This is a genomic window from Siminovitchia sp. FSL H7-0308 (genome assembly GCF_037980985.1).
GTDB lineage: Bacteria > Bacillota > Bacilli > Bacillales > Bacillaceae_C > Siminovitchia > Siminovitchia thermophila.
Map to the genome: position 1 here is coordinate 3,957,577 of NZ_CP150282.1, position 18,354 is coordinate 3,975,930.

Here is an 18,354-nt window from a genome sequence, read left to right on the forward strand (position 1 = left end):
CTATCCGCGGGTATTTTTCTCTATCCGCGGGTATTTTTCTCTATCCGCGGGTATTTTTCTCTATCCGCGGGTATTTTTCTCTATCCGCGGGTATTTTTCTCTATCCGCGGGTATTTTTCTCTATCCGCGGGTATTTTTCTCTATCCGCGGGTATTTTTCTCTATCCGCGGGTATTTTTCTCTATCCGCGGGTATTTTTCTCTATCCGCGGGTATTTTTCTCTATCCGCGGGTATTTTTCTCTATCCGCGGGTATTGGAGCGTGACAGAGCCAAGGCTCTGCACGCTCCAATACCAATCCCCCCCTTCCGCCCACGGTTAGGCGTCATCCATAATGATGTAAGTGGCTTTGACTGGACCGTGCACGCCGACGACGAGGCTCATTTCGATGTCAGCGGAGTTGCTCGGTCCGGAAATGAAGTTGACACAGGAAGCTATCGTTTCTCCTGCCGCGATTCTTCTGTCAATTTCAGCCGCGGCCTGGGTGATCCGCGGGACAATGGTGCTTTTCGGAATAACCGCAATATAATTTGTCGGAAGGAGGCTCACCGATCGGCCTTTGCCTTCACCAGAGAAAAGAACGACTGTGGCGGATTCAGCCAGCGTCATATCGCTGAAGGTGATTCCGACATCGGCCCGCTCGGCCGCGGCGATGCCCGCATCCCGATCATTCGAATCCCATTCAAACACCTCGTAGTCTGCCCCGTTTAACACCTCGTCCAAACCAAATTCAGCAAATCGGGGGTCATCCCAGGTAACCACCGTTTTGGCTTTACTTCGATCGATCGCCTCTTTTAAAGCGGCTCCCAACCCGGCTTTATTTGTTTCAATTACTTCCGTATGAACCAAAAGACACTGCTCCTTCAAAACTTCAACCAGCTCGGTACGTGAATACCCGGAAAAAACCTCCCATTGCGGCTTAGGCTTATGTCCCCAATCAGGGCGGACAGGCTTTTCCCTCACACGCGCTCTGCCAAAACTTTCAGCCAAACGATCAAGGAATCCTTCACGATTGACGATATTGCCTTGCGGTTGCGAAAGCTCTCCGCCCGAAGACTTTTCAGTGGCCCCAGCCCGCGGATGAGTTGCAACGCCTTGATCATGCAAACTCAAACTGGAAGTATTGATTTCCGATTCCGGCTGATCAGAACTTCCTTGCTTATTTGCATGTTGCAAAACAGTGTTTATGGCTTTACCCTTTTCTGTCATTGGCCCGCCCCCTTGTTTCGTTCTTTGTACAAGTCCCGGAACCTCTTTTTCCCCACTGAAGGAAGGTCCCGCGATTGCGTCCATCCCCTTATCGGCTTTGGCCCTTTTTTCGACATGCCTGAAATGATGCCCCGGAAAACCGTCGCGGACTTTGTGCTAACCCTATAAAATCGGCTAGATGAAGTCACTTTCCTGAATGTTTTCATGGCTGTCTTTTCGCCGGCTGGCGCATGGCCTCCGTCTTGAACGATCCGCTGCCGGTGTTTGTAAAGCAATTCATGCAGCGGAATACGAACCGGGCAAACTTCGGTGCAGGCCGCACACAAAGATGAGGCGTAAGGAAGCTCTTTGTATTCCTCATAGCCTCCTAAAAGCGGCGTTAAAACTGCGCCAATCGGCCCCTGGTAAATCGAGCCATAGGCATGCCCGCCAATATGTCGATAAACCGGACAAACATTGACACAGGCGGCACAACGGATGCAATGCAGAGCAGATTGGAACTCTGTTCCAAGAATCCGTGAACGCCCGTTGTCAACGATCACCAAATGGAATTCATCCGGCCCATCCGCTTCCCCTTCCATCTTTGGTCCGCTCAAAGCTGTTACATATGTGGACAGCTTTTGTCCAACAGCACTGCGGCAAAGCAAGGAAACCATCACCTCAAAATCTTCCCACGTTGGAACGAGCCGCTCCATGCCCATGACAGTGATTTGCGTCTTTGGCACCGTCGTGGAAAGCCGCGCATTCCCCTCATTCGTCACAATGCCGACCGTTCCCGAATTGGCGATCGCGAAGTTGCAGCCGGTAATGCCGACATCGGCTGATAAAAATTCCTTCCGAAGCTGTTCCCGGGCAAACCGTGTCAACTCTTCCGGCTTTTCAGATCCTGAGTAACCCCGCTTTTTTGAAAAAATATCCCGAACCTGTTCTTTCGTTTTATGAAGAGCCGGGCCTATAAAATGGGATGGATGATCGTTATCCAGTTGAATGATGTATTCGCCAAGATCCGTTTCGATCACTTCGCAGCCCGCTTTTTCCAAAACTGGATTCAAGCCAATTTCCTCCGTCACCATCGACTTCGATTTTACTACTTTCCTTGCCTGCTTCTGTCGGACAACCTGTTCAATATAATTGTTGGCTTCTTCGGCAGTCTCGGCGAAAAACACATGACCGCCTCTTTTCGCCACACTATCGCTTAGCTCTTGTAAATAATAGTCAAGATGTTCTATCGTATGCGAGCGGATTTTCTCACCAAGATCCCGCCATTGTTCCCAATCGCCCAGTTCATCGACTGCTTTCAACCGGACGGATTGCAGCCGTTCCTGGGCAGGAGGCACAGCCCTTTGCACATCAGGATCATGAAGAGCTTCGTCGGCTCGTTTGTCAAACGCAGCATTGCCAATTTTTATTCCCATTTATTTCTCCCCCCTCCTATTCAACATTTCAGCAAGATGCATCACCTTGATTGGCAGGCCTTCCCGCTTAATCCTTCCACCGATGTTCATCAGACAGCCGCAGTCACCACCAACGAGCACATCTGCACCCGTTTCCTTGATGTGCTCCACTTTTTCACCCACCATTGCTGATGAGATATCACCCATTTTCACGGAAAAAGTACCACCGAACCCGCAACAGTCCTGACTTCTGGGCAAAGATGACAGCTCCAGCCCATCCACATTTTTTAACAAAGTGAAAGGAGCCTCACTTACCCCGAGCAATCGTGTCATATGACACGATTTGTGATAAGTGGCCCGTCCTTTAAAAGAAGCACCAACATCTTCCATTCTCAGCACTTCTACAAGAAATTGGCTGAACTCATACGTCTTATTCGCCAAATCCTTTGCTTGAAGTTCCCAATGGGGATCGCCCTTAAAAATGTCAGGATATTCCTTGAACATGTAAGCGCACGAGCCGGATGGTGTTACAACGTACTCGGAATCGGCAAAAGCCTGAATCATTTGCTTCATCGCTTCTTTGGCATCTTCCACATACCCGGTGCTATATGCAGGCTGGCCACAGCATGTCTGCTCTTCCGGAAAATCAACCTCGCATCCTTCCCGTTCCAACACCTCTACGACATTCATTCCGACTTCCGGGTAAAAAACATCCGCCAAACAGGTAATAAATAATGACACTTTCATATTTTTTATCCCTCCCTTTCATCTAATGCTAAATGGCGCAATCCCGTAAATGAGTCTTCATTTTAGATTTGCACCTTCAGCCATCAAGAGGAAGCCCCGGAAAATCATTTTCGGGGCATCGCTTCAACATACCATCATTTAATGAGGAAAAAATCTATCCCCCCAAAAAAAAGAAAAAATAAATAACATTTCGCCCTACGGACGACCGAGCATTGCATAAAAAAACCTTGTAAATCTATTATAGCACTCGGAAACACTGTATCACATGGCTTTCGTCAAGAAATATTTACCGTGGAAATATGCTCATTCCCGATGGACATTAAGACGTGGATATAATGTTCGAATGCGTAACTTTTGCCTAAATGCAGTGAACACGAGAGAATAGAGGGTAAATAACATTCAGGGAGTAATCACGTTATGCGCGCGATCGTTTATGCTATTATCTTTTTTTCTTTTTTCGACTTATTTACACAACTGCCGATCATTACCCCACTAGCAGGTTCCGTCGGAGCAACGCCATTTCTAACCGGACTGGCCGTCGGCATGTATTCACTTTCCAATATGATCGGGAATGTCGCCTCGGGCTTTTTAACGGATAAAAAGGGGCCTTTTCGGCTTTTAATGGCCGGCTTGCTGTTGACAGGCGGCTCATTGCTGCTTTACCATCTGGCAGCGAATGCATATATCCTGCTTATTGTGCGCTTTATTCACGGATGTACAGCGGGACTAATCATGCCGGCTGCATTTACATTCATGGCGAATACATCTGAAAACAATAAAAAGGGCAAACGTGCCGCCATTTCAGGGGCATTTATTGGGGTTGCCGCCATCACCGGACCGGCTTTCAGCGGGATTTTGGCAAGCCGGACAAGCGAAGTCACCGTCTTCACTGTAACCGCAGCCTGTATGTTTGTTTTGGGGGCCTTGGCGTTCATTTTTTTAAGAACTGCCAATATTACTCCAAAATCTTCTGTCAGACAAACGGAACGCCCCGTTCTCGAGCTGTTTAAAACTCCTGCCGTTGTAAAAGCATTTTCGGGAGCTTTTTTTCTGATGTTCTCTCAAGGCGTACTAGCCTATATGCTTCCGCTAAAGGTGGCGGAGCTTGGAAGTGACACGAAAACAAGCGGCATGCTTCTGAGCACCTTCGGGATCATCGCTGTTCTCATTTTTATTTCGCCGACAAACCGGCTATTCGATCGAATCAAGCCGATACGTTTGCTTGTTTTTGGCATGTCCTTGATGGGAGTAAGCCTTCTGCTGATCAGCATGGGTGAAAGCTTGTCTGTCCTTTATCTATTTATGGCTTTATACGGAACGGGCTTTGCCTTTTTATTTCCATCTATCAACACACTGCTCATTGAATCGACTACAGATCAAAACCGCGGAAAAGCTTACGGCTACTTTTATGCATTTTTTTCCATTGGCGTTGTTGCCGGATCGAGCATTACCGGAATGTTGCAACTGACGGCTAACGGCGGTTTTTTATTTACAGGATGTCTGTTGTTGATCATCGCCATTCTGCTACTTATTATAAAAGGTTCCATTCAACTGCGTAAAAATGCGTGAACTCTCCTCCTCTGGGAATACTATTCACAAAGGAGGATGAAAAATGGCAAGGAAAAATAAAATTTTGGTTCCCGAAGCACGGGAAGCTTTAGATAAAATGAAGGCACGCGTGATGAAGGAAAAAGGTTATCCGGTAGACATGAAAAATCCCGACCATGTAAAGTACGAAGTCGCCGAAGAACAAGGGATACCTCTTCAAAAAGGCTACAACGGAAAAATAACGGCGGAGCAGGCCGGAAAGGTAGGCGGCCCCATTGGAGGCAGTATGGTAAAAGAAATGATCAAGATGGCTCAGGAACAATTGAAGCATAAACCCTAAAAAACATACGATTCATTAGTAAGGGCTGTCTAAAAAGTCCAATTTAGAGTAAAATTCAAAGGGGCTGGAACATAAGTTAAAAGCTGATTGATATTCGTAAAAATCGCGACAATAAAACCGCGTGAAATCAAGGGGTAACCACCCCTTTTTCAAACTTGATTTCACGCGGTTTATTCATTTTTAGAGGGTTCTGTCCCGGCCCCTTTGTTTTTTCATATTCAAGCTGGACAGCCTCTACTATTTTTTTAGAGCTAAGAAGAGCGATTTTTCAGGACTTTGGACATCCACCTCTTTAATACCTGTTATCACTTTTTTCAGCGCGCTTCATCTTATTCATTCACGTTAACTTTCCCGTTTATCGTTTTCAGCTTGATGAGGTGTTCTCCATTTCCAAACTTGACGTCTTTCGCTGTTCTTCCAAAAATTTCAGCATCGCCATTTGTAATACTAACATCAAAGGAGACATTATTCGGTTCTTGATCAGTTTCGATTCTAATCTGACCATTGATGGATGCAAAGTCGATAGAGCGTTCCAAGTTGTTCGACAGTAAAGATATGTTGCCATTCGTTATTCTGCCCTTTAACTCTCCAGTGACTTCATTCATATGAATGGAGCCGTTCTCGGAGCTCGCTTTCATACTTGAGCTTTGAATATCCTTCAAATCAATTTTTCCATTAACCGTCCGCACCGTTCCACTCTTGACATGTAACCCGCTTGCTTGAATAAGGCCATTCACGACTTCGACTGCGATCGTATCATATTCCTTTTCGGGTACGCCTATTTTCAAATAAAATTTTTCGTTAAAAAAGTTCAGATTAAATAGCTTTCGTTGTCTCTCATTTAATTTGATAATGGCAGAATTACCTTCGGTTTTGGCTTCCAATTTATATTTTTTATATTTTGCCACTTTACCCGTCAATTCAACGGTTATTTTATCTGTCGCCTGCATAGGTACAATGTCCACTTTGGCGTGGTCAACATCCACTTGTATATCAGTGATATTCTCCGTATCCAACTCTTTTTCTTCGAATACATCTTCTGCCTTTATCATGGATTTATATGTCAGTAAGCTGCCCACAACTCCCACTACTAAAAGCAGGCTTGCGATGATCGCCAATTTTTTTAATCTAGTCACGTTTTAATCCTCCTTTAACAATCCTCATATTAAATTTGAGGTAACGGATAAAACCGCTTGAGATGGCTTGTGTGGCAAAATACATTCCAATGACGATAAAAATCCCGATTCCCGCGAGTGCCAAAGATGAAAATAAATCAAAGAACACGAACGTACCGGGAAAAATGATTGTATTTGCCAAAACCAAAAGCGGGGATAAAATGAATGCCGCCCCAGTTATCCATGCGGCAACAACAATACCGGCTATCGCGATAAATGGTCCAAGTACAATGACTACATTAAAAAATCCCAAGCCAATGACCGCCCATACTGCACGCATGATATTTCCGGCCGAGGCTGTCGCTTCAACTTTTTCCAAATGGTAAGAAGCAAGCAATTCTTTGGCTATTTTCCGGGGTGAACCCAAAGATGTGGAAATTTGCTCTTCCGTCTTGCCTTCCATTTGTCCCGCATCAAAATATTCTTTAAAATCCTCAATGATATCTAATCGTTCTTCCTCTGGAAGATTTTGCAAGGATGAATTGAGTACCTTCAAAAATTCATTTCTAGTCATTTTTCACACCTTCTTTTATTAATTGGTTGACACCCTCCGTAAATTTTTCCCACTCGTTAAGCAGCTTCTGCAGATAATTTCTACCGTTCTCAGTTAGCTTATAGTACTTTCTGGAGGGCCCTTCCGTCGATTCCTTCAAATAGGTGCTAAAGTAACCTTCCTTCGTCAACCGTCTCAACAGCGGATACACCGATCCTTCAGAAATCGCTATTTGATCGGATATTTTTTGAACAAGTTCATATCCGTACCGATCTTGTTTATGAAGCAGGGCCAGGACACAAAGCTCCAATACTCCTTTTTTAAACTGAACGTTCACCTTTTGTCACCTCACTTTTTATAACCACTACTATACAACGTACAGTACCTTTCTAAAAAAAATACCAACTAAGTGAAAGATATCATATAGTACTGTTCTTTGCAAGGTACTATATAATAAAAAAGGGAGCCAAACAAATGGCTCCCCTTCCTTATTGTGATTGATCCAATCCCATTTCTTCTTTTACTACTTGGGCAATGCGGTTGACATAGCGCTCGCAGTCCTCTTCTGTAGCCGCTTCGACCATTACCCTGACAAGTGGCTCCGTCCCGGACGGGCGGACAAGAATCCGTCCGTTGCCGTTCATGTCACCTTCCACTTCTTTGATGACTTCCTTCACTTTTTCATTATCCGTCACATGGTGCTTATCTGTCACCTTGACATTCACCAATTTTTGCGGATATTTTTTCATGTCTTTAGCGAGTTCGGACAACGATTTGCCTTCGAGCTTCATAATATTTACAAGCTGAAGCCCGGTTAAAAGCCCATCCCCCGTTGTATTGTAATCGAGGAAAACAATATGGCCCGACTGTTCCCCGCCCAGGCTATAGTCGTTCTTTTTCATTTCTTCCACGACGTACCGGTCACCCACTGCGGTTTGAATGCTTTTGATTCCTTCGGCTTCCAAGGCTTTGTAAAAACCGAGGTTACTCATGACGGTGGATACGACGGTATTTTGCTTTAAACGCCCTTCACTTTTCAGATGTTTGGCACATATGTACATAATTTGGTCACCGTCTATGATATGGCCGTTTTCATCAATTGCAATAAGGCGGTCACCATCCCCGTCAAAAGCAAGACCGATATCAGCACCTTTTTCCTTCACAAAGGATGCCAATGTCTCCGGATGGGTCGATCCCACCCCTTCGTTAATATTTAGCCCATTTGGAGATGAACCCATTGTGGACGTATCCGCTTCAAGGTCGGCAAATAAATGGGTTGCCAAGGAAGATGTTGCTCCATGCGCGCAATCAAGCGCCACATGAATTCCGGAAAAGTCCTCATCCACTGTTTGCTTGAGAAATTGTAAATATTTTTGTCCGCCCTCAAAATAATCATTCACATAACCAAGATCTGCCCCAGTCGGACGCGGCAGATGATCCTCTTGCAAATCAAGAAGCTCCTCAATTTTTGCCTCCTGCTCATCGGAAAGCTTGAAACCATCCGATCCGAAAAATTTGATTCCATTATCCGGAACAGGATTGTGGGAAGCTGAAATCATGACACCTGCATGGGCTCCCAATGCTTTTGTCAAATAAGCGACCCCCGGAGTTGAAATAACACCAAGTCTCATGACTTCCGCGCCAATCGACAAAAGCCCCGCTACAAGAGCCCCTTCCAGCATGTGCCCGGATATACGAGTATCGCGTCCAATTAACACTTTTGGCTGTTCGACATTATTTGACAAGACATAACCGCCGAAACGGCCCAACTTAAACGCAAGCTCAGGAGTTAGCTCCGTATTCGCCACACCTCTTACTCCATCCGTACCAAAATATTTACCCATATGATTTCTTCGCTCCTTCTTTATCCGATGTTTGCTTAAGCATTTTCTCTTTCCTTCAGTCGGACTTTTGCTTTTTCAGTAGATAACTGCCATTTCACATCTTGAGGTCCGCTCACCTGTAAATCCAGCTCATGCTCACCCGCTTTTAAGCCTTCCATATTCATGAACACCTCAAAATCTTTTTCGACGGCTTTCTTCAGTTCCTCACTGTTGCCTTCCAACTTGATGGACACTGCCCCTTCGGCGGGTGCTAAAATCTCCATATCAAGTCCTTCTGCCAATCCTTTGCTTTCAATCGGGATATTTAGGCTTGTCTCCTCACTGTTCTTCTCCGCAACGATCTTTACTTTTACTTTTTCCGGAGTCGTCTTGTTAACGCCTGCCGGATGTGTAAGCGGGAGTTCCAATTCTGTTGTTTTGTCAATCTTGCTGACATCTACTTCCAACTCTAATTCTTTTAGTTGTTCCAAAACCTTGGTTCTTCCGTATACGATGACCTCGTTAATGTCGGTTTCGATCCGTTTGATAATCGTACTATTCAAAGGTGTTCCTGTTTGCTTGATTTTTAAAGGCACTGTTTTCCTTGGATTGTTGACAGGCACAGTGACCGTTACGAATTCCGGATCAACAAAAACATCCAATTTGTTCAAATGGCGGTCAAGAACGGTTACTTTCGTATCCTGCTTGAGCGAGTGCGTAATAAGGCCCCCTGCATCGATGGAAGCTTTGACATACGATATTTTTTCAATCGTTTCTTTCCCTCCTGTAATTTGGACCGTTTTCGGGTCAACGACCGGAGAGTCCGCTTCAAAGCCTTCTGCAAGTGTATTATTGTTAAATTCCGCCTCTACTGTAAATTCTTCAGTCACTTTCTCCTGGATGGAAACTTCAGCATAAGCTGGTTCTATTTTCACTTTCAGCTTATCTGAGAAATCTTTATATAAAATCGGTACACGGCGGTCACCAATACTGACATTGGATAAATCGACAAAAACGGTAAAATCCCTCTGCCGCTTGGCTGCTTCGACAAACCTTCTCTGCCCTTCAATGGTCACATCAACTGTATTCGGAATACCGTTTACAACCAAATTTTCAGAGTCATAATAAACTTCCACAGGCACATCTACAATCGTTTCAACCTCATTATTTTCCATTCCGTTTGGCTTGGACTGATTGTTATTTTTATTCATATCATGATTGACTGAAAAAAACAGAAGCAGGGCAAGGCTCATCGCAATAATTCTTACGAACCAGGGGTTATCCATGAATTTATCCACGTTCTTTCTTCCCCTTTCTTTTCCATAGTGAGGAGGAAGTGTATTTTACTTTAGTGCCGGTTACGAGTTCTTTTTCCAATAGTTGCTCGAATTCATCCGATGATAAATCATGGTATAGCTCGCCGTGTTGCGTGACGGATATGTTTCCCGTCTCCTCTGACACAACGATGGTGAAAGCATCCGTCACCTCACTGATTCCAACTGCCGCTCGATGCCGTGTTCCCAGGTCCTTGGAAATGAACGGACTTTCTGAAAGCGGCAAGTAACATGCCGCGGCGGTAATATGATTCTTCTGTATAACGACCGCCCCGTCATGAAGCGGTGTGTTTGGAATAAAGATGTTTATCAACAATTGGGAAGTGAGCGTGGAATTCAACGGGATACCGGTTTCAATGTAATCGCCCAAGCCCGTCTCTCTCTCAATGGAAATGAGAGCGCCGATTCTTCTCTTGGCCATATAACTGACTGCTTCCCTAATCGCCGCGACTTTACGTTTTTGTTCCTCTTCCTCCTGTATTCCACCTCTTGCAAAAATTCTCCCCCTGCCCAACTGTTCAAGCGCGCGTCTGAGTTCGGGTTGAAAAATGATAATAATTGCGAGAAAACCCCATGTAATGGCTTGCTCCATCATCCAGCCCAATGTATGTAAATTGAAAAATTCACTAAGAAAACGGACAATGATAATAACAAAGATTCCTTTTAAAAGCTGAACCGCTTTTGTGCCGCGTATGACCATAATCAGCTTATAAATAACGTACCAAACGAGGAGAATATCTACTATGCGGGACAAATAGTCCATGATCGAAAGGTCTTCAAACGGCATATTCTTTCCTCCATCTATTTATTCAACAGCACGCATCGTGCACATGATTTAAACATATATAGAACCTTTATATTATAACATAATCCGAAAGATGCTGGTACGTTGGATGCTGGGGTATTTAAAAGAAAAAGAAGCTGCTGCAGCAGCCTTGCAGCAGCACCTTATTCTTTTCCAATAAAATCAACGACTAGTTTGCCACTTTCTTTCATCTTATACCATATCCATTCAAACATTTTATCTATTTCTTTAACATCTCCTGTAACAGCACCAGCCGAAGCCAAATATTTCTCGCCATTAATCACTGTAACATTTCCATCCACTTTACCTTCTATTTTGATATTTCCATTTTTGACAGTGACATCGCCTGTGACGACTTCCCCTTGTGGAACGATTACTGTATCGTTTTCAACGATCAAGTTGGGTTGTTTTGTATAAGAGAATCTTTGGTCGTCATTCCACATATTTACCATACTTCCCGCCATTAATACAAGGAATAAAGAAACAGCAATCAGCATGGGGTGGTTTCTGAACCAGCGCTGAATCCCTATTCTGCTTTTTTCTCTCGGAAGGCGAGCCATTACTTGATTCGTAAAGTTATTTGGTGCAACAATCAGTGAAGCACTTTTAACGATGGCTTCTGTCTGTACTAACTCTTGGAAGTATGTTTGGCAGGCCGGACACGTCTGTAAATGTACCTTTAGGGTTTGCTCATCTTCTCTACTCAAGTCTCCATCCAAATACTGGTGCATATAGAGAATGATTTCCTCTGGACAAGCATTCAATTTACTTCTCACCTTTCCTACATATTGTGCAACTGTTTGCGAAGCGCTTCCCGCCCGCGGTGGATTCTTGTTTTTACAGTACCAAGTGGTAATTCAAGTACTTCTGCGATTTCATTTAATGAAAGATCATCAATATACCGTAAAACAATAACCGACCTGTACTTATCAGGCAATCGCATGATTTCCCTTTGCACAATTTCTTGAATTTCCAACGTTTCGACCGCCGCGTCAGGCGTTTTGCCCGAGGATGGCAATTGAGAATACAAGGTCAGGCCTTCCGTTCCTGCAATTTCCGCATCAAGAAAATAGTCTGGTTTTTTCTTTCTGATTCTATCTATGCAAAGATTTGTGGCGATTCGGTACAACCATGTTGAAAACTTACGGTTTTGCTGAAAGCTCTCAATATTCGTGTAGGCCCGAATAAAAGCCTCCTGGGCGATATCTTCGGCTTCATGCCGATTTCCAAGCATTCTGAAGCATAGGGAAAATATTTTGTCTTTATATATTTCCACAATCTCTCCGAAGGCTTCCTGGTCGCCCTTTATCACTTGCTTAATTCTTTGATTCACCAACTTATCCATTCAACAACCTCCCGCCAGCGCGGTATTCTTTTATACGGATATATTATCAAAAGGTTTCATTTTTTCGTCCCTATTCTATTTTATCAAACATTCATGGGTAAAAAGGTTTATTCAAGGCAAATTCGGATAAAGATAGATAAGACATAATAGTGAGGGATTGCGATGAGTATCGAAGTGAAAAATATGATCAAAAAAATTGAAGAAAAGCGCATAGAAATGATTCAGCTCGGCTTGGCCCGCTCTTTCGTTGACGAGGGCGTCATACAATTAAGCAGTCAGCTGGACAAGCTATTAAATGAATATGAGTTCCTTTTAAAAAACAAGCGGGCAGCAATATCTGACAGAACTTGCCGCCAGCATGTTTAAAGCAATTTTTCACCAAATAATGATCCTATTAAGGCAACAGCCACTTTGGCTGTTTTATTTTTTTCATCCAAGATGGGGTTTACCTCAACAAATTCAGCTGACGTAATGATGTTAGCCTCAGCGAGCATTTCCATTGCCAAATGGCTCTCCCTGTATGTAACTCCCCCCAGTACGGGTGTGCCTACACCCGGCGCATCGTGCGGGTCCAGCGCGTCTAAATCGAGCGAAAGATGAACACCATCCGTCCGCCCTTTCAGATAATGAATCGTTTCTTCCATCACTCTCGCCATGCCAAGCCGGTCAATCTCATGCATCGTGTATACCTTGATGGAATGTTCTTTTATCAGTTCCCTTTCACCGGGGTCCAAATCCCTGGCTCCGATAATGACAACATTTTGCGGCTTAATCTTTGGACTGTAATTTCCTACGTTTGTCAAGTTCTCATGCCCAATGCCAAGGCTAGCGGCGAGCGGCATGCCATGAATGTTTCCCGTCGGGGATTGCTCTACCGGATTTAAATCTCCGTGTGCATCAAACCAAATGACCCCCAAATTCTCATAGTGCTTGGAAACCCCCGCCAGCGTTCCGATCGCGATGCTGTGATCCCCACCAAGAACAAGCGGGAAGCGCCCATGCCCCACTACAGAGTCAACCACTTGAAAAAGGCGCGTTGCTGCAAAGGTAACCGCGCGCAAGTTTCGCAACTTTCCAGTGGGTTCTTCTACAACACGTTCTATTTGAATGTCTCCCAAATCCTCGACATGGATATGCAGGCGCTCCAGACGTTCAATGACATCTGCATATCGAATCGCGCTTGGTCCCATATCAACCCCACGGCGGGTTTGACCGAGATCCATCGGGACTCCAATAATGGATATGTTCTGATTCACCCAGTTCTCCCCCTTATATCAAACTGGAATCATTGTACCAATTGAGGTGGTCATGACTCAACTGGACAAAACCTTGCATATATATACAATTTTACCGAACTCAGAATGCCAGGTATCCTTCATGGAGAAGCCGCCACCCATTTATAAGCATATAAAAACCCGAAAAGCGGATAACCAGCCTTCCGGGTTGAACACAATTCAATTATGGAGCCTAGCGGGATCGAACCGCTGACCTCCTGCGTGCAAAGCAGGCGCTCTCCCAGCTGAGCTAAGGCCCCGCCAAAATAAAAAAAGAGAGTGAGCCATGCAGGAATCGAACCTGCGACCCTCTGATTAAAAGTCAGATGCTCTACCGGCTGAGCTAATGGCTCGATTGTTTGGCTGGGCTAGCTGGATTCGAACCAGCGAATCACGGAGTCAAAGTCCGTTGCCTTACCGCTTGGCTATAGCCCACTGAAACAATGTTTGTTTGAATCGTTTTACAAATGCAGCGGGTACTTCCGCTCGCAGCAAAGCCCGAGCCGATAGAGTTTGATTCAAAAAGACATTATGTATATTACCCTTTTGTAAAACGTTCTATACAGAAATGTAAAATGGTGGTGGGGGACGGATTCGAACCGCCGAACCCTGAGGGAGCGGATTTACAGTCCGCCGCGTTTAGCCACTTCGCTACCCCACCCTAAAAATGGACAAATAAAAAATGGTGCCGGCCAGAGGACTTGAACCCCCAACCTACTGATTACAAGTCAGTTGCTCTACCAATTGAGCTAGGCCGGCAAGCCATTTAATGAATGGTGGAGGATGACGGGATCGAACCGCCGACCCCCTGCTTGTAAGGCAGGTGCTCTCCCAGCTGAGCTAATCCTCCTTTTTAAATTGCGATCTAGTGGCGTATTTTCGAAAAAACGGGGCATAAGAATGTTATGCGTTATTATAGGAACATTGTCTTCCTTTGGGCGCTTCTTTCTTTTACACCAATGCGCTTGGTTTGTCCCAATTTTTCCAAAAATAAAAATGGTGACCCCTACGGGATTCGAACCCGTGTTACCGCCGTGAAAGGGCGGTGTCTTAACCGCTTGACCAAGGGGCCGCCTTATATAAAACCAAATGAAATGGACCGTCCTTGACGACCCAATAAAGAGTATAGTCGATACCCTATCCACATGTCAACATATAAATGCATTTTTTTATCTTTTATATGAAAAAACTTGTTCACAACATCATAGTATTCTTTGTAAATACCCCTTTTTCCTGCAATACGGCTGCAGCGAATGATTACCTGGCTCAAATGGACAGTACCCAGTCCAAGCTGTTTTGCATGTCAAAATGATTTTTTCAGGTGGCATCCCATATCCTCCATTGGCTTCAGTTATGGCTGGACGAAGCGTGACTGAAATGAACTCTTCTACTGTAAAAATGATGAATTAGCACATTTTTGTTATAAACACTCGCCCCTTTGCACCTAGAAAGCTGTGAAACATAGAATAAAGCATTAGAACACCAAGGAGGTGCTTTCATATGAGTGGAGTCGGATATGGTGGAGGTTTTGCCTTGATTGTCGTCTTGTTTATCCTTTTAGTAATCGTAGGTGCAGCCTTCGTTGGAGGATTTGGATTTTATTAAAAAGCGATTCCATATGCAAGCCCTTGCCGTAGACTGGTCAAGGGTCATACACAAAACTCCTTCTAGTTTCACAAGACGAAAAAAAGCCTGTTCTTCGGTAAATGAAGAGCAGGCTTTGTCACGTCTAGAGCCGCTTTGCTTTTGTATCCAAGAGGGAAGAATGGAGTGAAGCAACCATGTTCCTTCGACAGGGAAAGCAAAATGGAACCAAAACAGCCATTTTCCTTCGAACCATAACCGATAAGTTCCGAAACATTTCCAAACCTTCAGCAAACCTAAAGACCCTTTGATCATGTTGGGAATAATACGTATCAACTCCCTTTTGAAAGCCGCAAGCTGCAGGTCGTACGCGCTCTCCCGAGTTTTTGTAAAAAACGGCCGATCGTTTCCAGCTCCATCATTCCTCTATCGTAATTCATTTGTCCCCTCCATCATTTCTGAACACTCGGCTGATAGGACAATCCGGCTATTATGATTTTAACAAAAGTATGTGTATGATGGCCGGTTTAACTCATCATTCTTGGCTTAAATACATGAAATGAGATGGAATGAGACAAGCTTTACATATGGCAAATAGGCATAAAAATCATGATCGTTTTGCTTGTTCAGAAAATGTATAGGCAGAGTTAGTAAAATATAGACATGTATAATAATGAAAGGAAGTAATGAAAATGAAAAACGAACAAATGAGCATTCGGATTCCAAAAGACCTAAAAGACAAGTTCTATGCCATATGTCGGGAAGAATACATCAACCCTTCCGCACTTCTGCGTGGATGGATAGAAGATTTTATTGAAACGAGGCATAAAGCTGAGCCTGATTTATGAAAAGCCGGGTCGTTACCCGACCTATTTACATCAACTGAGGAGATTATCAAAGAAAACCTTGCGGCTCAAGCAGTTAAAATGAAGTTGGATTCTATTAATCGCGAAGGCAACTTATACTTTAGTTGCATAGTTCAAATAGATGAATCCACTTATTATAAGGCATCCAATCTTGCGCTGGTATGGCTTTTTCTAAATGGACCGCAGTACATTGAAAGCGAACTTAAGCGGCTGGATGATATCCGGGAAATAGAGAAAGCAAAATGGTTATTGGAGAGAGATGTCACATAAAGCGCAGGCGTCATTAGCTGACAGACATCTCTCTTTTTTCAAATTTTACCGGCAGAAGACACCAACAAAAAGCAACGGCCGACCTCCTCAGGAATTGCTTTATATTCCCCTTCATAACAACTTCCAGCCGGGCTTGCACTGGCGGCCTCTTCCTGACCATTTCTATTATCTAGTCCCATTCCAATCAGGACTATATGCCATAAACATTGATATTCCAACGGTTTGGATGGATGGAAAAATTCCCTGATTATTCAACTACAAAAAGCGTATCAAGCCTCTATGACTATATTAAAATACCTTCCTTCTTTATTATTACGCTGTGTTCTCAAGCCACGCACCCTTTGCCCTGTATCCTTGTGTGAAATCAAACGTCTAGCGTTATCTGACTGATCAACAGATAAACAAAGAGATGTGGTTAGACTCTCTAAACACCAGTTACTAAAAAGTACTGTAGTTTGGGTCACTAATCCACAGCTGCTTCCAGTATAAATAATTACACTGTGGAAAAGCGCCAGAGGTAGCGAACCTCTATTCATTAATATACAAGGCTGGGACAAAAGCATTTTAGGTAATGAAAAATCCGAACTATGATTCAAATTTCTTTAAGTTAGAAATCGAAACTTGTTCGGATTTTGTTGTTTAATAGATATAATATTTTATAATCATTCGCCTTTTGAGTCGGCCTTTTTAGTTATGTCCAAGCCTCTTAACGCTCGTTACCTGTCAGAATTTAGGCCACAAGCCGCATAAAGCATTTTTATTATTTCCACTGTCTACTTGACAGGGAGCACTTCATACACTGTAGTGCCCTTCCCTAAATCTATTATATAGACATTCCTTACAAAATATAGATATTTTATGAAAGCGCTTATTTAAGCCCTTTTTTACTAAACTGCCAATGCCTTCGGCGGGATTTTTACCCTTTGTCTGTACCTTGTCAATACCGTACTTTCATTTTCTTTTATGGTTAATTTTCTCATGTATGACAACGATCAAAACAAGAAGTTTTCCAAAAAGATAAGATACGAACACCATTAAGCAAGCCATAAAAACTTCCATAATAAGAGCATCGGTAAATTCATTTGACACTTGATTTATTCGAGTAACGATCCAACCGCTTAGCGAATAGATAGAGGCAACTGCCGCCATTTGAACAAAGAGCCAGTGGACATTCCACTTCTTTCTTACATGAAAAAAAATCAATAAAGGAAAAACATATATCAGAGTGAATAAAATGGACGTATCGCTTCTAAATACTCCATCCTCAATAGCCCATTGTGGAAAGACAGATAATAGAGAAAAGAAAGTAATGATCAATCCGATTGTAAACGTAATAACGCCTATTACATTAAATTTCCGCAAATCTGCCTGTTTTATTTCCTCGTTCTCCTTAACATTCGGTAACGGAGGAGACCATAATGACGACGTCCTTGCTTTAAAGGGCAACTTCAGCGGACGCTTATTTTCTACTTTTCTGACTTTCTCTACTTCAAACACGTTTGACAATAGATGATCCGGCCACATTTTCAAATCAATATTCGCTGTATACACTGGAATCTGGTCAACCGGAAATTGCTCATATAACTCATAAAAGGCATCTGATTTTTCCTCAATAAAAGAGATATATTGTTTACTCCCGTCCTCTTCCCATTCGACGATCAATTTTGGATAAATAATATACCATCTATTTGAGTCTGTCCCAACCGCCTGAGAATGTCTTGCAATATAAATTGCTGTAATCTCTTTAAAGGGAACCCACGTTTCTTCCATCTCCCCTGTTTCATCATTCTTCCATACATGGTGAACCGCCCCATCCTTTATTTCTCGTAAATCTGTCTGCAACGGCTGTGATTTCACTAGTTTAAATGAATAATGCAATACGATATATGTAATAAGTCCACTAACAAAAGGAATCAGACCGATTAATGGCTCGGAAGTAAAGAAAAAAATCCAGAAGGCCATGATCCCACATGCTAATGTCATCAAAGAAATAAAAAATATAATTCCATAAAGAAAACCTTTAGACTGTCTGGTAATTTTTTGTACATATTTGAAATCTGACCTCAATCATAATCCTCCTTGTAGTATTCTGGCTTTCATTTTTGCTATTACTTATCATGAGCATTTTGCACATTTTTTACATCAAGAA

General features: G+C 43.4%; 18 protein-coding genes and 7 tRNA genes. 5 read left to right on the top strand and 20 right to left on the bottom strand.

Annotated features, from left to right (window positions below; translation table 11 throughout):
* Window positions 1–316: 316 nt before the first annotated feature.
* From MHB50_RS18485 to MHB50_RS18495, 3 genes are read right to left on the bottom strand one after another with little or no spacing between them, the layout of a single operon-like run.
* Window positions 317–1,207: a lactate utilization protein C gene (locus MHB50_RS18485; RefSeq protein WP_340084498.1), complete on the bottom strand. Its 891-nt coding sequence runs from the start codon at window positions 1,205–1,207 to the stop codon at window positions 317–319.
* Window positions 1,204–2,622: a LutB/LldF family L-lactate oxidation iron-sulfur protein gene (locus MHB50_RS18490; RefSeq protein ID WP_339165205.1), complete on the bottom strand. Its 1,419-nt coding sequence runs from the start codon at window positions 2,620–2,622 to the stop codon at window positions 1,204–1,206. Before MHB50_RS18490 ends, MHB50_RS18485 begins: the two co-directional genes overlap by 4 nt.
* On the bottom strand, window positions 2,623–3,348 hold the full coding sequence (locus MHB50_RS18495; protein WP_339165207.1) for a (Fe-S)-binding protein: 726 nt from the start codon (window positions 3,346–3,348) through the stop codon (window positions 2,623–2,625).
* 417 nt (window positions 3,349–3,765) lie between these two features.
* On the opposite strand from MHB50_RS18495, the gene MHB50_RS18500 reads away from it, so the two are divergent.
* Together MHB50_RS18500 and MHB50_RS18505 are read left to right on the top strand one after the other, a co-directional pair.
* Window positions 3,766–4,917, top strand: a complete 1,152-nt coding sequence (locus MHB50_RS18500) for an MFS transporter (RefSeq protein WP_340084501.1) — start codon at window positions 3,766–3,768, stop codon at window positions 4,915–4,917.
* A gap of 43 nt (window positions 4,918–4,960) precedes the next feature.
* Window positions 4,961–5,236 (top strand): alpha/beta-type small acid-soluble spore protein, encoded by a 276-nt coding sequence (locus tag MHB50_RS18505; protein WP_340084503.1) that lies wholly within the window; start codon window positions 4,961–4,963, stop codon window positions 5,234–5,236.
* A 329-nt stretch (window positions 5,237–5,565) separates the two neighbouring features.
* Here MHB50_RS18505 and MHB50_RS18510 read toward each other — a convergent pair whose 3' ends face one another.
* The 8 genes from MHB50_RS18510 to sigW all read right to left on the bottom strand — a co-directional run bounded on the left by MHB50_RS18510 (window position 5,566) and on the right by sigW (window position 12,211).
* The gene (locus MHB50_RS18510) at window positions 5,566–6,372 is read right to left on the bottom strand and encodes a DUF4097 family beta strand repeat-containing protein (protein ID WP_340084505.1); all 807 of its coding nucleotides are present in this window, start codon (window positions 6,370–6,372) and stop codon (window positions 5,566–5,568) included.
* Window positions 6,365–6,925, bottom strand: a complete 561-nt coding sequence (locus MHB50_RS18515) for a DUF1700 domain-containing protein (protein WP_339165214.1) — start codon at window positions 6,923–6,925, stop codon at window positions 6,365–6,367. The genes MHB50_RS18510 and MHB50_RS18515 overlap by 8 nt, the downstream gene beginning before the upstream one ends.
* Window positions 6,918–7,241, bottom strand: coding sequence for a PadR family transcriptional regulator (locus tag MHB50_RS18520; protein WP_339165216.1), 324 nt, complete (start codon window positions 7,239–7,241; stop codon window positions 6,918–6,920). Before MHB50_RS18520 ends, MHB50_RS18515 begins: the two co-directional genes overlap by 8 nt.
* 151 nt (window positions 7,242–7,392) lie before the next feature.
* On the bottom strand, window positions 7,393–8,748 hold the full coding sequence (gene glmM / locus MHB50_RS18525; protein WP_077113867.1) for a phosphoglucosamine mutase: 1,356 nt from the start codon (window positions 8,746–8,748) through the stop codon (window positions 7,393–7,395).
* A gap of 35 nt (window positions 8,749–8,783) precedes the next feature.
* Window positions 8,784–10,025 carry a CdaR family protein gene (locus MHB50_RS18530; protein ID WP_083717725.1) on the bottom strand — a complete coding sequence of 414 codons (1,242 nt, stop codon included), beginning with the start codon at window positions 10,023–10,025 and terminating at the stop codon, window positions 8,784–8,786.
* Window positions 10,018–10,848 (bottom strand): diadenylate cyclase CdaA, encoded by an 831-nt coding sequence (gene cdaA, locus MHB50_RS18535; RefSeq protein WP_077113868.1) that lies wholly within the window; start codon window positions 10,846–10,848, stop codon window positions 10,018–10,020. The genes MHB50_RS18530 and cdaA overlap by 8 nt, the downstream gene beginning before the upstream one ends.
* Window positions 10,849–11,009: 161 nt before the next feature.
* Window positions 11,010–11,597, bottom strand: coding sequence for an anti-sigma factor (locus tag MHB50_RS18540; RefSeq protein WP_236017119.1), 588 nt, complete (start codon window positions 11,595–11,597; stop codon window positions 11,010–11,012).
* A gap of 50 nt (window positions 11,598–11,647) precedes the next feature.
* Entirely contained in the window at window positions 11,648–12,211 is a 564-nt protein-coding gene (sigW, locus tag MHB50_RS18545) for an RNA polymerase sigma factor SigW (RefSeq protein ID WP_077113870.1), read from the bottom strand.
* Window positions 12,212–12,373: 162 nt separating this feature from the next.
* On the opposite strand from sigW, the gene MHB50_RS18550 reads away from it, so the two are divergent.
* The gene (locus MHB50_RS18550) at window positions 12,374–12,577 is read left to right on the top strand and encodes an aspartyl-phosphate phosphatase Spo0E family protein (RefSeq protein WP_077113871.1); all 204 of its coding nucleotides are present in this window, start codon (window positions 12,374–12,376) and stop codon (window positions 12,575–12,577) included.
* Here the strand turns inward: MHB50_RS18550 and rocF are convergent.
* From rocF to MHB50_RS18590, 8 genes are all read right to left on the bottom strand, one after another.
* Entirely contained in the window at window positions 12,574–13,434 is an 861-nt protein-coding gene (rocF, locus tag MHB50_RS18555) for an arginase (protein WP_213089078.1), read from the bottom strand. The two genes, MHB50_RS18550 and rocF, sit on opposite strands and share 4 nt — an antisense overlap.
* A 238-nt stretch (window positions 13,435–13,672) precedes the next feature.
* Window positions 13,673–13,745 (bottom strand) — tRNA-Ala (locus MHB50_RS18560).
* 20 nt (window positions 13,746–13,765) lie between these two features.
* Window positions 13,766–13,838, bottom strand: a tRNA-Lys gene (locus tag MHB50_RS18565).
* Between the two features lie 7 nt (window positions 13,839–13,845).
* Window positions 13,846–13,920: transfer RNA gene (locus tag MHB50_RS18570), tRNA-Gln, on the bottom strand.
* Window positions 13,921–14,061: 141 nt separating this feature from the next.
* Window positions 14,062–14,146, bottom strand: a tRNA-Tyr gene (locus MHB50_RS18575).
* Window positions 14,147–14,168: 22 nt separating this feature from the next.
* Window positions 14,169–14,244 (bottom strand) — tRNA-Thr (locus MHB50_RS18580).
* A gap of 15 nt (window positions 14,245–14,259) precedes the next feature.
* A tRNA-Val gene (locus MHB50_RS18585) sits at window positions 14,260–14,335 on the bottom strand.
* Between the two features lie 147 nt (window positions 14,336–14,482).
* Window positions 14,483–14,557, bottom strand: a tRNA-Glu gene (locus MHB50_RS18590).
* Between the two features lie 428 nt (window positions 14,558–14,985).
* Here MHB50_RS18590 and MHB50_RS18595 point away from each other — a divergent pair.
* Both MHB50_RS18595 and MHB50_RS18600 read left to right on the top strand, forming a co-directional pair.
* The gene (locus tag MHB50_RS18595) at window positions 14,986–15,090 is read left to right on the top strand and encodes a YjcZ family sporulation protein (protein ID WP_077113873.1); all 105 of its coding nucleotides are present in this window, start codon (window positions 14,986–14,988) and stop codon (window positions 15,088–15,090) included.
* A 671-nt stretch (window positions 15,091–15,761) separates the two neighbouring features.
* The gene (locus MHB50_RS18600; protein ID WP_171974033.1) at window positions 15,762–15,917 is read left to right on the top strand and encodes a hypothetical protein; all 156 of its coding nucleotides are present in this window, start codon (window positions 15,762–15,764) and stop codon (window positions 15,915–15,917) included.
* A 1,239-nt stretch (window positions 15,918–17,156) separates the two neighbouring features.
* On the opposite strand, the gene MHB50_RS18605 is transcribed toward MHB50_RS18600, so the two are convergent.
* Window positions 17,157–18,272: a hypothetical protein gene (locus MHB50_RS18605; RefSeq protein ID WP_077113876.1), complete on the bottom strand. Its 1,116-nt coding sequence runs from the start codon at window positions 18,270–18,272 to the stop codon at window positions 17,157–17,159.
* Between the last annotated feature and the right edge of the window lie 82 nt (window positions 18,273–18,354).

Coding starts and splice junctions, on each gene's coding strand:
- MHB50_RS18485 (WP_340084498.1), bottom strand. CDS start 1,207: ATGACAGAAAAGGGTAAAGCCATAAACACTGTTTTGCAACATGCAAAT.
- MHB50_RS18490 (WP_339165205.1), bottom strand. CDS start 2,622: ATGGGAATAAAAATTGGCAATGCTGCGTTTGACAAACGAGCCGACGAA.
- MHB50_RS18495 (WP_339165207.1), bottom strand. CDS start 3,348: ATGAAAGTGTCATTATTTATTACCTGTTTGGCGGATGTTTTTTACCCG.
- MHB50_RS18500 (WP_340084501.1), top strand. CDS start 3,766: ATGCGCGCGATCGTTTATGCTATTATCTTTTTTTCTTTTTTCGACTTA.
- MHB50_RS18505 (WP_340084503.1), top strand. CDS start 4,961: ATGGCAAGGAAAAATAAAATTTTGGTTCCCGAAGCACGGGAAGCTTTA.
- MHB50_RS18515 (WP_339165214.1), bottom strand. CDS start 6,925: ATGACTAGAAATGAATTTTTGAAGGTACTCAATTCATCCTTGCAAAAT.
- glmM (WP_077113867.1), bottom strand. CDS start 8,748: ATGGGTAAATATTTTGGTACGGATGGAGTAAGAGGTGTGGCGAATACG.
- cdaA (WP_077113868.1), bottom strand. CDS start 10,848: ATGCCGTTTGAAGACCTTTCGATCATGGACTATTTGTCCCGCATAGTA.
- MHB50_RS18540 (WP_236017119.1), bottom strand. CDS start 11,597: ATGCACCAGTATTTGGATGGAGACTTGAGTAGAGAAGATGAGCAAACC.
- sigW (WP_077113870.1), bottom strand. CDS start 12,211: ATGGATAAGTTGGTGAATCAAAGAATTAAGCAAGTGATAAAGGGCGAC.
- MHB50_RS18550 (WP_077113871.1), top strand. CDS start 12,374: ATGAGTATCGAAGTGAAAAATATGATCAAAAAAATTGAAGAAAAGCGC.
- rocF (WP_213089078.1), bottom strand. CDS start 13,434: ATGGATCTCGGTCAAACCCGCCGTGGGGTTGATATGGGACCAAGCGCG.
- MHB50_RS18595 (WP_077113873.1), top strand. CDS start 14,986: ATGAGTGGAGTCGGATATGGTGGAGGTTTTGCCTTGATTGTCGTCTTG.
- MHB50_RS18600 (WP_171974033.1), top strand. CDS start 15,762: ATGAAAAACGAACAAATGAGCATTCGGATTCCAAAAGACCTAAAAGAC.